Genomic DNA, 14,225 nt, shown 5'->3' on the forward strand with positions numbered 1-14,225 from the left:
GCGTGCGTGCCCGCCTGCCGCTGCGGGAGGAGGGGAGATGAACGAGCCGGGTCCGATCCGGGTGCTGCTCGCCGACGACCAGGAACTGCTGCGCGGCAGCCTGCGCCTGCTGGTCGACAGCACGCCGGGGCTGGTGGCGGTCGGCGAGGCGGGCACCGGGGCACGGGCCGTCGAACTGGCCCGCGCGGAACGCCCCGACGTCGTGCTGATGGACGTGCGCATGCCCGGCATGGACGGCATCGAGGCGACCCGGCGCATCTGCGCCGAGCGCCTCGGCACCAGAGTGCTGATCCTCACCACGTTCGACCTCGACGAGTACGTCTACGCGGGGCTGCGGGCCGGGGCGAGCGGCTTCCTGCTGAAGAACACCCCGCCCGCCGACCTGCTGGCCGCGATCCGCGTCATCGCCGCGGGGGAGGGGCTGCTGGCGCCGAGCGTGACGAGGCGGCTGATCGCCCAGTTCGCCCGGACCGCCGCCGACCGGCCTCGATCCGGACCCCTGCTCGACGGCCTCACCATCAGGGAGCGTGAGGTGCTGACGCTCGTCGCACGCGGCCTGTCCAACCTGGAGATCGCCGCGAACCTCCATGTCAGCACGGCCACCGTGAAGACCCACATCGGCCATCTGCTCGCCAAGCTCGGCGCGCGCGACCGGGCCCAGCTGGTCATCGCCGCCTATGAAGGGGGGCTCGTCTCCACCTCACGACCGCGGGGATGACAGGGTGGAGCCCGTGGACGTCTTCGATGTGATCGTGGTGGGTGCGGGTTCGACGGGTGAGGTCGCCGCGGGACGGGTGGCCGCGTCCGGTCTGAGCACCGTCATTGTGGAGAGCGAGCTGGCGGGAGGGGAGTGTTCCTACTGGGCCTGCATGCCGAGCAAGGCACTCCTGCGGCCGGTGGACCTCGCGGGTGAGGTGGGCCGGGTCACGGGGCTGCGGCTCGGCGGCCCGATCGACGCCGCCGCGGTGCTGGCCCGGCGCGACGACGTGGTGTCGCACTACGACGACGCGGGGCAGGCGCGCTGGCTCGACTCGGCGGGCGTGACGCTCGTACGCGGCACCGGACGGCTCGCCGGTCCCCGGCGGGTCGAGGTCGCGACGGCCGACGGCGGCACCCGCACGCTCGTGGCGAACCACGCCGTCATGCTGGCCGCCGGGAGCCGCCCGGTGATCCCGCCCGTGGCCGGTCTCGCCGCGGCGGGGCCGTGGACGAACCGTGAGGTCACCGGTGTGCGTTCCGTACCGGACCGGCTCGTGGTGATCGGCGGCGGCGTGGTCGCGTGCGAGATGGCCCAGGCCATGCGGGGGCTCGGGGCCAAGGAGGTCACGATGCTCGTCCGGGGCGGCGAGCTGCTCGGACGTACGGAGCCCTTCGCCGGGGAGATGGTCGCACGGTCGCTGGCCGCCCAGGGGATCGACGTCCGCATGCACGAGAGCGCGGAGAAGGTCGAGCGGCCGGAGCCGGGCGGCGAGGTCTTGGTGCGCCTCGCGAGCGGCGGGACGGTCACGGCCGACGAGATCCTGGTCGCGGCCGGCCGCCGGGCCGCCACGGACGGCCTCGGCCTGGCCTCGGTGGGGCTGCCGGAGTCCGGCCCGATAGAGGTGGACCAGAGCATGCGGGCCACCGGCGTGGCGGACGGCTGGCTCTACGCGATCGGGGACGTGAACGGCCTCGCGCTCCTCACGCACATGGGCAAGTACCAGGCGCGGGTGGCCGCGGACGTGGTCGCCGCCCGGGCCCGCGGCGAGGCGGACGACCGGCCCGGGATGCGCGACCGCGCGGACCGCGCCGGGGCGCCGCAGGTGGTCTTCACCGATCCGCAGGTGTGCGCGGTGGGCCGCACCGAGGCGCAGGCCCGCGCGGAGGGCTTCGACGTGCGGGTGGTGGAGTACGACATGGAGCAGGTGGCCGGCGGCTACCTGCTCGGCGACGGCTATCGGGGCAGGGCCAAGGCGGTGGTCGACGAGCGCCGCCGGGTGCTGCTCGGCGTGACGTTCGTGGCACCCGGGGCGGCCGAGCTGCTGCACGCCGCGACGATCGCGGTCACCGCCGAAGTGACCCTCGACGACCTGTGGCACGCCGTCCCGGCCTACCCGACCGTCAGCGAGGTGTGGCTGCGCCTGCTGGAGGCGTACGGGCTCTAGAGACCGTGCTCACCTTCAGACAGTGAGCATGGCGGGGTGGCGCGGGTCCTCGACGCGGACGGCCACGTCCGCGGCCCGCGCCGGGTCCGCCTCGCGTTCGTACCGTTCGTAGGCGGGCAGCGTCCAGCGCTCCCCGGGCGGCGTGCGGCGGGCCAGCGCGGCGGCCGACAAGGACAGGTGGACGGTCAGGTCGAACGGCAGGCCGCGCCCGAGCAGCAGCGCGCCGTCGACCAGCACCACCCCGCCCGGCTTCAGCGTCACGTAGTCCGCGCGGGTGGCCCGGTCGCGCACGCTGTCCCACAGTGAGGGCAGCACCCGGCCCGTACGGCCCGGCTCGAGCGGCCCGAGCACCTCACGGCGGAGGCCGTTCACGTCCAGCCACTCGTCGTGGAACACGTCGGGGTCGGTCCGGCCGAACTCCAGCCGCAGCGAGGCCGGGCGCAGGAACCCGGCCGCGGGCACCCGCAGGACGTCCCGGCCGCGCAGGCGCAGCGGTTCCACCAGATCCCCGGCGAGCCGTCCCGGCTCGGCGGGGGGAGCGCCGTCGACGGCGACGCGCACCCATGCGTCGCGCGGCCTGGCGGCGATCAGATCGGCGAGTTCCTCCACGAGCAGGGACGGGGAGACGGGACGGGCACGCACCTCTCAATCATCGCCGACGGTCCCGGCAGGATCGTGACCAAGGTCCGCCCCGGCGCTACCTGCTGAGCCGGCGGCCGGAGATCTGCTCGGGGGCCATGATGATGAAGTGGTCGCGGTTCCCGGGCACCCACGGCGTGAGCGGCAGCGCCGACAGGCGGGCGATCTCCTCCGGTTCCGAGACCGCGCGGGCCGGACCCACCGCGGTCACCGACCATCCCGTACGGCACGAGACGTCGAAGTCGTCGGCCTCGAAGGCGACGATGGCGTTGCGTGCCGCGGCGGCGAGCTTGGACCCGGCGGCGGTGCGGATGACGATGTTCCCGTCGAGCAGGCAGAAGTTGACCGGCTGGACGGCGGGGAGGGCGCGATCGGTGAAGACGATCCTGCCGATGGGGGCGGAGGCCAGCAGATCCAGGCATTCTCCTCCGCTGAGGATCTCCAGGCCGGCCGAGTCGAGCTTCATGCTGCAAGCCTGCGGGATCGACCGGCGGACGGGTTAGGGACGAAGGTCCCGTCATCGACGTCGATCGGCCTCCCGGCCGGGCCGGGAGGCCGGGACAACCCCCCGGATCATCGGTGCGCGGGGCGGGACAGGCGGCGCAGGGCGTTCCTGAGCCTGCCGCCGAACGGCGCGCGCCGCCGGGGCTGGGCGTCGCGGGCCACCCGCAGCTCGGCGAGGGCCGTGACCGCGTCCGGGCGCTTGGCCGGCGTGGCGTCGCGCATCCGCCGTACGAGGTCCATGACCTCGGGGGCGACGCCGCCTGCGTCCGGCTCGGCGTCCACGCCGGGCATGGGCAGCTCGCCGGTCAGGAGCTGAAAGGCGATCACGCCGGCCGAGTACACGTCCGCGGCGGGGGTCATCCGGTCGGGGCGGGCCCGGCACTCGGGGGCGACGTAGTGGACGTCGAGGATGTTCGGCAGCTCGTTGGCCACCGTGTGCTTGCGCGGGCCGGGCTTGGCGTAGTCGAAACCGGTCAGCATCGCGTTGCCGTCGTCGGTGACGAGCACGCAGGCGGGGGTCAGCGCCCGGTGGATGACGTTGTTGGCGTGGACGTGGGCGAGGCCGTCCAGCATGTCCTCCATCACGCCGAGCTTGGCGTCGATGCCCAGCTTCCGCCCGGTCAGGTGCAGGTGCAGGGCCTGCCCGTGCACGTCGTCGAGCACGAGCACGAACCGGCTCTCGTCGTCGATGGCGAAGAAGTCCCGTGAGCGTACGACGCAGGGATGCGGCGGGATCTTGGCGAGCGACTGGTAGGCGTTGGCGATCCGGCGCTGCTCGGCCACCCGCCGCCGCTGCTCGGCCAGCGGGTCGGCGCGGTAGACCCGCAGCAGCACGGTCCCGCTGGTCGGGGCGGTCGCGTTGACGGCGCGATACTCCGTGACCCGGCTGTCGCCGCCCAGCTGCTCCTCCACCTCCCAGTTGCCGAAGCGCGGCGGCGCGGTCGAGCGGCGCACGGTGCCGTTCAGCGCCTCGATGATCGCGGTCCGGTACGGCGCGGCGTCCCGGCTGCATCCGTGCCTGACCCGGGACACGTCGCTGAGCATGGGGATGAGCCCGGCGATGGTGGTGACGTGGCGGGCGTCGCGGCCGCTGGGGTCGACGAGGACGGCTCCGGGGGCGGTCAGCACCACCACGTTGTCGACGTACAACCGCTCCAGCTCGCGGTGCTCCTCGATCAGCAGGCCCTTCAGCGCCCGCGCGGTGCCGCGCAGCTTGGCCACCGGGGAGCCGAACGCCTCCCGGTGCTGGGGGAACCACCGGGTGCCCGACACCTCGAACCGGCCCCTGGCCCCCTTCACGTCGATCACCACGAGGGAGTGGCCGGTGAGCACGACCACGTCCACCTCGAACAGGTCGGCGCCGCGCGGCACCTCGATGTTGTGCAGTAGCAGCCAGTCGTCAGGGGCGTTGTCCCGCAGGTGCGCGATGACCCTTCGCTCGGCGTCATTGACGGGGCGTCCGCCACCGACGATCTGAGCCATCTCCGCTACTCCGCCTCTCTGACCAGATTGAGAACTTAATCCTCCTAGGTAGCGGTATTCCCGCGCCACCACTGATTCCCCCGCATTGTCCCAGGGGAAATCTGGAGCTCCCGCATGTTCGCCGCTGTGCCGGGGAGTGGGCCAGTACGCGGCCGGTGACCGGTTTGCATCGGCATGTGTCCGGAAACGGAGTACTTCATGCGAGTTGTCGTGATTGGTGCGAGCGGGAACGTCGGCACGAGCGTGCTCACCGCCCTCGAGTCCGAGACCAGCGTGACCTCGATCGTCGGGGTGGCCCGCCGGATGCCCGACTGGCGCCCGGCGAAGACGGAATGGCGTACGGCCGACGTCTTCCGGGACGACCTCGACCCGATCTTCGCCGGCGCCGACGCGGTCGTGCACCTGGCCTGGCTGTTCCAGCCCACCCACGACCCGGTCACCACGTGGAGGTCCAACGTGCTCGGGAGCACGCGCGTCTTCGACGCCGCAGCCCGGGCCGGGGTCTCGGTCCTCGTCCACTCCTCGTCCGTGGGGGCGTACTCGCCCGGGCCCAAGGACCCGCCCGTCGACGAGTCCTGGCCGACCCACGGCTGGCCGAACGCCGCGTACGGCCGGGAGAAGGCCTACGTCGAGCGCGTGCTCGACATCTTCGAGCGCGACCACCCGGACATCCGCGTGGTGCGGATGCGGCCGGGGTTCATCTTCAAGGAGGAGTCCGCGACCGAGCAGCGACGGCTGTTCGCCGGGCCGTTCCTGCCGCAGCGGCTGGTGCGGCCGGAGTTGATCCCGTTCGTGCCGGACATGCCGCGCCTGCGGTTCCAGGCGCTGCACTCGCGGGACGCCGGCGAGGCGTTCCGGCTGGCGCTCACCCGCGATGTGCGGGGGGCGTTCAACCTGGCCGCCGACCCGTTGATCGACCCCGCCGTGCTGGCGGACCTGCTCGGCGCCCGGCGGGTGCCCCTCCCGGCCACGGTGGTGCGTACGGCCGTGTCGGCGGGCTGGCACCTGCGGCTGATCCCGGCCTCGCCCGGCATGGTGGAGATGGTCCTGCAGATCCCGATCATGGACACCACTCGTGCCCGTGAGGAACTGGGCTGGCGGCCGCGGCACAGCGCGGTGGACGCCCTGCGCGCGGTGATCGAGGGCATGCGGCGTGGTGCGGGCATGCAGACCCCGCCGCTCGCGCCCGACTCGGGCCGGGAGCGGGTCAAGGAGGTCACGACGGGCGTGGGCACGCGTCCGTGAACGCCGGCCGAGAGGGAGGCGCGATGGCGCTGCTCGATCCCGACTGCGTCCGCCGGCTGCTGGAGTCGGCCGACCCGGACGTCGCGCTGGTCTTCGTGCGGGGCGAGTGCCTCGTGCTGCCGATCGACGAGATCGACGAGAGGCACCGCAAGCTCGTGGTGGCGCGCCGCGCGGACCTGCCCGAGGCCCACAGCGACGAGCCGGTGACCGAGGAGCGGGTCGAGACGCTCACCCGCTGCCTGGAGAACGCCGTACGCGACCTCGGCGCCTGACCGCGCCACCTACGCGGAATGCGTGACGGCGGCGTCACTTTCGGTAACATCGTCTCCGGCATCCCCCATCCGCATGCGGTTCCGTGCGCCCTGTCCAGGGCGTCGCGGAGCGCCCGGATATGCCGTCCGATGCCGTCCTCAGAGACAAATGACGGCGTGTCGCGCGCTGACCCAAAATTCCGGAAAGGGCCGCGGACAAAACGGACACACAACTACGCGTCGCCGGACAAATCAGGATAAAAAGCTATCGCAAGCTGTGATCTGAACGTCACTCTTCGTACGGATCCTCGAATGCCGCTCGTTTTCGTTGCGTGCACCCTGGGTCACCTGTGAACATCGGGGAAATGGTCCGGAATCCCTCCTACCGGGTCGGCGGCGCGACTGCGGCGGGGATTCCGCCCATGGCGCGCTTCGGACCGGCCGGGAACGGATTCCTGATCGGGCCGATCGAATGTCCGGGACATCGCTCTCGGACAGCGCATATGGGGAGGGGGCCCCGATGACTGCTATCAGGCCCCGCGGGAGCGCGGGACGCCGTATCGAAGGGCGGATTCACGACCCGGAGTTCGGCTCGTGGATCGGCGAGGTGGCCAGAGCGGTCCGGGACGTGGTCGACAGCACACCCCGGACCATCCGCCTCTGCGCCCTGATCGCGGTTGCCGCCGCGTCATGGGCATTCCTCAGGTAGCCGTCCAGCAGCCGTGAGGAGGTGGTCGCGGACCCAGGTTAAGGCGGCCGGAGAGCCCTGGAGACCAGGTTTACGGGATCGGGACGATGCCCTGGGCCAACCGGGGCGCAACCGGAGCCGAACCAGGGCCGGCCGGGATGCTTTCCTGGGTCCGCGACGGGCCGTCGCCCGCTCAGGCGGAGTGAGCGCCGCGCAGGGAGGCGGCGCTCCCGCCGGTGGCCGGATCGCCCTCGTTCACCCGCATGGACAGCCGGACGGTCGACTGACCGGGGATCTGGTCGATGGTCACCGAGTCGCACAGCTCGCCCATGAGCCACAGGCCGAAGCCGCGGTCGGCGCGACCGCCGGGCCGCTCGCCCGGCACCGCGCCCGGCGGCAGGACGCCGACATGGTCGGCGACGTCGACGGCGAGCACGCCGCCGTCGCACGAGATCGCCAGCGTGCCGGCTCCGCCACCGTGCTCCAGCACGTTGATGGCGGCCTCGTTGGCGGCGATGACGAGGTCGTCCAGCCGGGGGCCGGTGAGGCCCGCCTGCACGGCGTACCGCTGGATGTTCTCGCGCAGTGTCGCGAGATCATCCGTAATCGGCCACTGCCGGCGGTGATCCACCACCTGTCCTCCTCGCCGCTGCCTTCCGGCTGGGTCTGCCGCCCGGTATCTCCGAGGCTACCGTCTCGTTACTCGTCCGATGCCTTCACCTGGGGGTCGACCGCGCGCCGACCATCTCGACGGCCTCCGCGAGGTCCGGCGCGACGGCGAAGGCGTTGATCAGCCCGGTGGTCCTGAAGATCCTCGCGAGCCGCGGGTTCAGGCCCGCCAGCGTCACGGCGCCCTTCCGCTCCTGCAGCAGCTTCCGCACCGACAGCAGGATGCGGATGCCCGTGGAGTCGCAGAAGTTCAGCGGGCTCAGGTCGAGGATCAGCTCGCGCCGCTCCTCGCCCAGGGCCACCTCGATGTCCTGGCGCAGCCGCTCGGCGTTCGTGTAGTCCAGGGCGCCGTCGAGCGCGACGACCAGCACGTGGTCGGCGACAGGGGCGGACACGGGGGTCAGTAGGACGGCGGCGGTCACGAACACACCTCGGCGGACGCTGAGAACGGGGGACGCTGCGAACGGGGACTGCGGGGGCGGGGGGAGACGGTGCCAGTCTAGGGCAGGGACGCCGCGGGGCAGGGGCGTACGGATGGAGGGTCAAGAAACGCCATTTGTGGTTTTTCGCCTCATGGTCCGGGGGAATGGGGGATTGACCGACTGGACCCTCCTCCAAAGAAGATCGCTCATGCCGGACGTGACAAGGGAGGTCCAGTTCGACACCGTGCACGGACCCTCCCTCGTCGCGCAGGCAACCGTGAGTTCGGCGACGCTCACGCTCGGGGTCGAGGAGGAGTTCCTGCTCGTCGACCCGCGAACCGGACGGGTCGTCCCGGCGGCGCGGGATATCCGCGAGCGGGCGGCCGGGGCGGGGGCGGACCGGCTGGTGTTCGAACTGACACAGTTCCAACTGGAGAGCAACAGCGCGGTGCACGTCACCCTGGCGGACCTGCACGGCGACCTGCTCGAGATGCGGCGCGCCGCCGCCGGGGCCGCCGCGAGCGCGGGGCTCGGACTCCTCGCCTGCGGCACGCCCCTGGACGGCAACGCGGGAGTGCCGCCCCTGTCGTCGTGCCCCCGCTACCACGCCATGCACCGCGAGTTCGGGGCCGTCATGCGGGGCCAGGGGGTGTGCGGCTGCCACATCCACGTGGGCATCGGGGACCGCGAGGAGGCGTTGCGGGTCAGCAACCACCTGCGGCCCTGGCTCCCGGTCGTGCAGGCGCTCACGGCCAACTCGCCGATCGCGGACGGCCGCGACACCGGCTACGCGAGCTGGCGGGCGCTGATGATGGGCCGATGGCCGAGCGCGCAGCCGCCGCCGTTCTTCCGGTCGCTCCGCCACTACGAGAGTCTCGTCGACGGCATGCTGGCCGGGGGCTCGATCATGGACCGGGGGATGATCTACTGGCTCGTCCGCCTGTCCGACCACGTGCCGACGCTGGAGATCCGCGCGGCCGACGTGTGCCCGACCGCCGGCGAGGCCGTGCTGCTCGCCGGGCTCGTACGGGGGCTGGCCGAGACGGCGCTGCGGGACGTGCGGGCCGGCGTGCCCGCCCCCGACGTCGAGGACACCCTGCTGCATGCGGCCTACTGGCGGGCCGCCCGCGACGGCGTGGACGGCCACGCCCTCGACCTGCTAGCCGGAACCCGCGTGCCGGCCTGGCGCCTGGTGGACCGCCTGCTGGAGCACGTGCGGCCGGTGCTGGAGGAGAACGGCGACTGGGCGCCGCTGACCCTCCAGCTCGACCGCGTACGGCACAGCGGATCGGGGGCGGCTCGTCAGCGGGCGGCGTACGCCCGGCACGGCCGCCTGCGTGAGGTGACCGAGCTGCTTATGACGCAGACGACCGCCTCCTGCTGGGCCTGACCCTCACTCCGCGACGACGCGCAGCGTCTTCAGGCTGGGGTCGCTCACGTCCGGGATGCTCATGCCGCCTTCGAGCCCGCTGGTCAGGTAGCTCAGCACCGGCTTGGTGATGCGCTCGCCCGGGCACAGGGCGGGCGCGCCGGGCGGGTACGGCGTGACCATCTCGGCCACGATCCGGCCCACCGCCTGACCGGTGGGCACGATCTCGACCTGCCCGAAGAACGCGTCCCTGGGCAGCATGGCGATGTCCAGCTCCAGCTCGCCCGGCTCGGGCACGTCGATCCTGGCCGCCGGCGGCAGGTCGGAGGCCGACGACAGGGCGCGCAGCGCGTCGAGCAGCACGCCGACCGTCTGCTCGCTGTCGGCGACGGTGATCTCGGCGCTGACCCGGCGGTGGTCGCTCAGCGAGAAGTTGACGTGACAGCGCTCGCGCAGCCAGTCGGAGGCGTGGTAGCCGTCGACGCCGAGCTCCGACACGTCGATCACGATCTTGAGCGGATCGACGTCGAAGGCCCCGGTGTTCTCCTTGCTCAGCACCCACAGGCCGGGCATCTTGTCGATCTCCCCGCGGGCCGACTCCGCGAGCTCCAGCGCACGGTCGAGCAGGTCCTTGCCGCGCTCCACCATCTGCCTGCGCCAGCCGTCGAGGGCCGCGTAGATCAGCGTCGAGGGGCTGGTCGTGCCGAGCAGGTCCTCACGCGCCTTGAGCACGGCCGGGTCCACCCGGTTGCCCTGGAGGTGGAACACCGAGCTCTGCTCCAGTCCGTTGCCCATCTTGTGGACGCTCGTCACGCACACGTCCGCCCCGGCGTCCATGCCCCACGTGGGCAGATTCTCGTGGAACGGCAGGTGGGCGCCCCACGCCTCGTCCACGATGAACGTCCGGTCGTACCTGTGGCACACCTCTTTGATGCCCGCGAGATCGCCGCAGGTGCCGTAGTCCACCGGGCTGGCGACGATGACGCCCTTGGCGTCGGGGGCGGCCTTGAACGCCTCCTCCACCGCCTGCGGCGTGGGCGGATACGACATGTGGAGATCGCCGTCCCAGTCACCGTGCACCCAGACGGGCTCGACGCCGCTGAGGATCAGCGCCGAGATGACCGACTTGTGGGAGTTGCGGGCGACCAGCAGTTTCTCCCCCGGTCCGGCCACGGAGAGCATGGCGCTCTTGACGGACAGGGAGCTGCCGCAGGTGGAGAAGAACGCCTTCTCGGCGCCGACGGCCTCCGCCATGAGCTGCTGCGCCTCTTCGAGCACGCCGTTGCTCTGCAGCCGGTCGTCCAGGCCGTTCATGACCATGACGTCGTCCCGGAAGAGGTCTTCGCCCAGGACCTCCAGGACCCGTGGGTCCACCCCCCGCCCCTGCTTGTGGCCGGGAGGCGTGAAGTTGAGGTCTCCCCGCCGGCGATAGGCGGCGAGCGCCTCCAGCACGGGTACGCGGGACTGATCCATGTCCGTGTTCCTCCCCCTGAACGACATGGGGGCGTTCCCCCGGACGCGCGTACCCGGACCTGACCGGCACAAACGACCGCATCGGGGCGGTCAGAGGCCCCCGCCCCGACGTGGGGCGGAGGCCGGCGGTCAAACGGTCAGACCATGGACACGTCGCGCGAGGCCGTCACCACCATGGCGGCGACCGCCTCGACGGGCGTGCCGTCGATGATGAACGTGTCGCGCAGCCGGGTCGCCTCGAGGACGATCTTCAAGATGCCGTGAACTCCGGTGAGCCGCATCGAACCGACGGCCTTCTGGATGTCGTCCCGGGCGTCCAGCAGCGCCTCCAGGCCACTGGAGTCGCAGAACCGCAGACCGGACGCGTCCACCACGATCTTCACGCGACCCTGGCGGACAAGATTCCCGATCGCCCTCCGGAACGTGTCCCCGCTGGCGATGTCGAGTTCACCGCGCAGCGCGACCACGACGGCCGGCTGGTGATCGCTCACAGTAATCTCGAGCTGCTGCGTTGTCATATACGCGCCTTCATCCATATTTTTCGGGCGTACTGTCTTGAACGACGCTACCCGGCGGAGTGTCAGGTCCCGGTAATGCGCGACGGTCGATGGTATGCGAGTCCATCCGGCAATCCCACTTGTACGCCAGATTGTGGCAAATAGGTAAAGATGTAGGGCTTCGCGGCGATCTCTGGAGAGGTGTCCCGAACGGTCCCGGTTCGCGGGAAACCCCTGTCTCTCAAGGGGTTCCGGCCTGCGGGTGATCGCCGGAGGCGGGCACCCGGGTGCGACGCCGGTGCGGGCCGCCCGGTCTCTCAGGGGCGGAGACTGGACTGCTTCAAACATACCAGCCAGCCAGACAAATGACACGTATCCAGGATTTCTCCGAAAATGCTTACCTTTCCTGGCCCCTCTTGGGGAACGCATTAACCGGGCCATGCCTATCCCGTCGTCCGCCGGTGCTTGGGCCGCCGGGGGCTTGAGCCGTCCGTGTCTGGGTAGAGGGCGCGTTCCCGGAAGTACGGCGAGCGGGAGGATCGGCATGGCGGACGAGATCACCGAGGGCAGGAACGCCGCGCGGGCGCTGGCGGCCAGGACGCCCGGCTGGATGGTCTGGTACGGCGAGCGCACCGGAAGCTACTGGGCCGTCCCCCGGGTGACGACGGTCATGGTGCCGCGCATGCTGGAGGCGCCGACGGCGGACGACCTGGAGAAGGAGATCCGGCAGGTCGAGGGCCGCCCAGCTCGGGAGCAGGCGCGGGAACAGGCGCAGGACGAAGCGCGGCCCGGGCAGCCGGAGGGGGCGCGGCAGGAGACGGCGGAGGCCGCCCGGCACCGCCGCCCGGCCGCCGAGGCGCCGGCGCCCCGGATTCCGGTGACCCGCTGACGGCCCGTCCTACCGCGCGCTCCGCACCACGACGCACTGTCCGGGGCGCAGGACGCCGGCGACGGGCCCGCCGGTGATCAGATCGGTGCCGTGGACCGGCACGGGCTGCTCGTCCCCCGTGTGGTTGAGGGCGAAGACCTGGTCGCGCCGCCGCACGATCTCGACGCCGGGGACGCCGCTCCCCGCCAGACCGGCGGCGGCCAGCAGCCGGGCGTAACCGGAGTCGTCGAGCCGCGTCGAGACGTACCAGGCCGCGCCGCCGCCGAAGCGGTGGCGGGTGACCGCGGGCCCGCCGCCGGGGTAGCGGGCGACCGCCTCGGCCCCGGCCAGGTGGACGACCTCGCTCCAGGCGGTCGCGCGGCCGAGTCCCGGCAGCTCCACCGGCCCGGCGAGCGGGCGGAACTCCTCCACGCGGACGCCCAGGACTTCACGCAACGCCCCCGGGTAGCCGCCCGTCCGCACCCGGGTGTGCTCGTCGGCGATCCCGCTGAAGTACGACACGACGAGCGTGCCGCCGTCCTCGACGTACGCCGCGAGGTTGCCGGCGGCTTCGTCGGAGACGAGGTAGAGGCTCGGCACGAGGACGGCCCGGTACGCCGACAGATCGTGCGACGGATGGGCGAAGCAGGCGGTCACGCCCTGCCGCCACAGCACCCGGTGGGCCTGCTCGACGGCCGCGAGGTAGTCGATCTCGGCGGACGGCTGGCCGGGTCCCTGGACGGCCCACCACGCCTCCTCGTCCCACAGGATCGCGGCCTCCGCTTCGACGAGGGGCCCGCCGGGGGGCGCGGGGATCCGCCGCAGCGCCTCGCCCAGGGCGCAGACCTCACGGAAGACGCGTGAGTCCGGGCCCGCGTGCGGGACCATGCCCGGGTGCCACTGCTCGGCGCCGCCGCGGGAGGCCCGCCACTGGAAGAACAGCGCGCCCTTCGAGCCGCGGGCGACGTGCTGCAGGCTGTGCCTGGCGATCTCCCCGGGCTCCTTGGCCGCCATGCGGGGGCCCGTCACGTACCCCGTGGCCTGCTCCATGAGCAGCCAGGGCCGCCCGCCCGCCCACGACCTGGCCAGATCGGCGGCGAACGCGCTCTGCTCGGCCGCCGCCATGCCCTGGCCCGCGGGATAGTGGTCGACGGCGACGAGGTCGACCTCGGTCGACCACTTCCAGTGGTCGACCGAGGCCCAGCCGGCCAGCATGTAGTTGGTGGTGACGGGCACCCCCGGGGTCAGGCCGCGCAGCAGGTCGCGCTGCTCGCGGAAGTGGGCGAGCATCTCGTCGGAGACGAACCTGCGGAAGTCGAGCGCCTGCGCGGGGTTATGGAGATACTGCGTCGCCCGGGGCGGGGTGATCTGCGCCCAGTCCGAGTAGTGCTGCCCCCAGAACGCCGTCGTCCACGCGTCGTTGAGCGCGTCGAGGTCGCCGTACCGCTCCCGCAGCCAGGCGCGGAACGCCGCCGCGGCGTGGTCGCAGTGGCAGGGCGTGCCGTACTCGTTGTGCACGTGCCACAGCGCCAGAGCGGGGTGGTCGCGGTAGCGCTCGGCGAGTGCGCGGGTGATCCGCAGCGACGCCTCGCGGTAGGCAGGGGCGCTCACGCAGTAGGTGTCGCGGCTGCCGTGCGTGAGCCGTACGCCGTCCCGGGTGACGGTCAGGGCGTCGGGGTGCGCCAGGGAGAACCAGGGCGGGGGTGAGGCGGTCGGGACGGCGAGGTCCACCCGGATCCCGCCGTCGGCGAGCAGGCCGAGCACCCGGTCGAGCCAGCCGAAGTCGTAGCGGCCCGCGGACGGCTCCAGCCGCGCCCAGGAGAAGACGCCCACGGTCACGAGGGTGACCCCGGCCCGGCGCATGAGCGCGATGTCCTCGGCCCAGACCTCCTCGGGCCACTGCTCCGGGTTGTAGTCCCCGCCGTACCAGAGCGGCATGCATTTGTCCTTTTTTGGGCTGGAGGCCAAACTAAT

The 14,225-nt window shown here is 72.1% G+C and carries 14 protein-coding genes; 6 read left to right on the forward strand and 8 right to left on the reverse strand.

Annotated features, from left to right (window positions below; all coding sequences use genetic code 11):
• The first annotated feature begins 37 nt into the window (after positions 1-37).
• Together AB0J39_RS13970 and AB0J39_RS13975 are read left to right on the forward strand one after the other, a co-directional pair.
• Positions 38-718 (forward strand): response regulator transcription factor, encoded by a 681-nt coding sequence (locus AB0J39_RS13970; protein ID WP_363464138.1) that lies wholly within the window; start codon positions 38-40, stop codon positions 716-718.
• 13 nt (positions 719-731) lie between these two features.
• A complete protein-coding gene (locus AB0J39_RS13975; RefSeq protein ID WP_363464140.1) occupies positions 732-2,144 on the forward strand; it encodes an NAD(P)/FAD-dependent oxidoreductase in 1,413 nt (470 codons plus the stop codon).
• Between the two features lie 15 nt (positions 2,145-2,159).
• On the opposite strand, the gene AB0J39_RS13980 is transcribed toward AB0J39_RS13975, so the two are convergent.
• The 3 genes from AB0J39_RS13980 to AB0J39_RS13990 all read right to left on the reverse strand — a co-directional run bounded on the left by AB0J39_RS13980 (position 2,160) and on the right by AB0J39_RS13990 (position 4,769).
• On the reverse strand, positions 2,160-2,786 hold the full coding sequence (locus tag AB0J39_RS13980) for a uridine kinase (RefSeq protein ID WP_363464142.1): 627 nt from the start codon (positions 2,784-2,786) through the stop codon (positions 2,160-2,162).
• A 55-nt stretch (positions 2,787-2,841) separates the two neighbouring features.
• Positions 2,842-3,249, reverse strand: coding sequence for a pyridoxamine 5'-phosphate oxidase family protein (locus AB0J39_RS13985; protein WP_363464143.1), 408 nt, complete (start codon positions 3,247-3,249; stop codon positions 2,842-2,844).
• 107 nt (positions 3,250-3,356) lie between these two features.
• Complete coding sequence (locus tag AB0J39_RS13990; RefSeq protein WP_363464145.1) at positions 3,357-4,769, reverse strand: NERD domain-containing protein kinase family protein; 1,413 nt, start codon at positions 4,767-4,769, stop codon at positions 3,357-3,359.
• Positions 4,770-4,967: 198 nt separating this feature from the next.
• On the opposite strand from AB0J39_RS13990, the gene AB0J39_RS13995 reads away from it, so the two are divergent.
• A complete protein-coding gene (locus tag AB0J39_RS13995; protein WP_363464146.1) occupies positions 4,968-6,014 on the forward strand; it encodes an NAD-dependent epimerase/dehydratase family protein in 1,047 nt (348 codons plus the stop codon).
• Between the two features lie 23 nt (positions 6,015-6,037).
• Positions 6,038-6,286, forward strand: coding sequence for a hypothetical protein (locus AB0J39_RS14000; RefSeq protein ID WP_363464147.1), 249 nt, complete (start codon positions 6,038-6,040; stop codon positions 6,284-6,286).
• Between the two features lie 860 nt (positions 6,287-7,146).
• Here AB0J39_RS14000 and AB0J39_RS14005 read toward each other — a convergent pair.
• Positions 7,147-7,587 carry an ATP-binding protein gene (locus AB0J39_RS14005; RefSeq protein WP_363464148.1) on the reverse strand — a complete coding sequence of 147 codons (441 nt, stop codon included), beginning with the start codon at positions 7,585-7,587 and terminating at the stop codon, positions 7,147-7,149.
• A gap of 82 nt (positions 7,588-7,669) precedes the next feature.
• The gene (locus AB0J39_RS14010; protein WP_363464149.1) at positions 7,670-8,044 is read right to left on the reverse strand and encodes an STAS domain-containing protein; all 375 of its coding nucleotides are present in this window, start codon (positions 8,042-8,044) and stop codon (positions 7,670-7,672) included.
• A 208-nt stretch (positions 8,045-8,252) separates the two neighbouring features.
• Here AB0J39_RS14010 and AB0J39_RS14015 point away from each other — a divergent pair, with 208 nt between their 5' ends.
• Positions 8,253-9,434 (forward strand): glutamate--cysteine ligase, encoded by a 1,182-nt coding sequence (locus AB0J39_RS14015; RefSeq protein ID WP_363464151.1) that lies wholly within the window; start codon positions 8,253-8,255, stop codon positions 9,432-9,434.
• A 3-nt stretch (positions 9,435-9,437) separates the two neighbouring features.
• Here the strand turns inward: AB0J39_RS14015 and AB0J39_RS14020 are convergent, their stop codons facing one another.
• Complete coding sequence (locus AB0J39_RS14020; RefSeq protein WP_363464153.1) at positions 9,438-10,886, reverse strand: aminotransferase class I/II-fold pyridoxal phosphate-dependent enzyme; 1,449 nt, start codon at positions 10,884-10,886, stop codon at positions 9,438-9,440.
• A gap of 137 nt (positions 10,887-11,023) precedes the next feature.
• Positions 11,024-11,404, reverse strand: a complete 381-nt coding sequence (locus AB0J39_RS14025; RefSeq protein WP_363464154.1) for an STAS domain-containing protein — start codon at positions 11,402-11,404, stop codon at positions 11,024-11,026.
• A gap of 523 nt (positions 11,405-11,927) precedes the next feature.
• On the opposite strand from AB0J39_RS14025, the gene AB0J39_RS14030 reads away from it, so the two are divergent.
• The gene (locus tag AB0J39_RS14030) at positions 11,928-12,272 is read left to right on the forward strand and encodes a hypothetical protein (protein WP_363464156.1); all 345 of its coding nucleotides are present in this window, start codon (positions 11,928-11,930) and stop codon (positions 12,270-12,272) included.
• A gap of 9 nt (positions 12,273-12,281) precedes the next feature.
• On the opposite strand, the gene AB0J39_RS14035 is transcribed toward AB0J39_RS14030, so the two are convergent.
• The gene (locus tag AB0J39_RS14035; protein ID WP_363464157.1) at positions 12,282-14,189 is read right to left on the reverse strand and encodes a beta-galactosidase; all 1,908 of its coding nucleotides are present in this window, start codon (positions 14,187-14,189) and stop codon (positions 12,282-12,284) included.
• Positions 14,190-14,225: the final 36 nt, after the last annotated feature.

Source organism: Microbispora sp. NPDC049633, from assembly GCF_040675265.1.
Classification (GTDB): domain Bacteria; phylum Actinomycetota; class Actinomycetes; order Streptosporangiales; family Streptosporangiaceae; genus Microbispora; species Microbispora maris.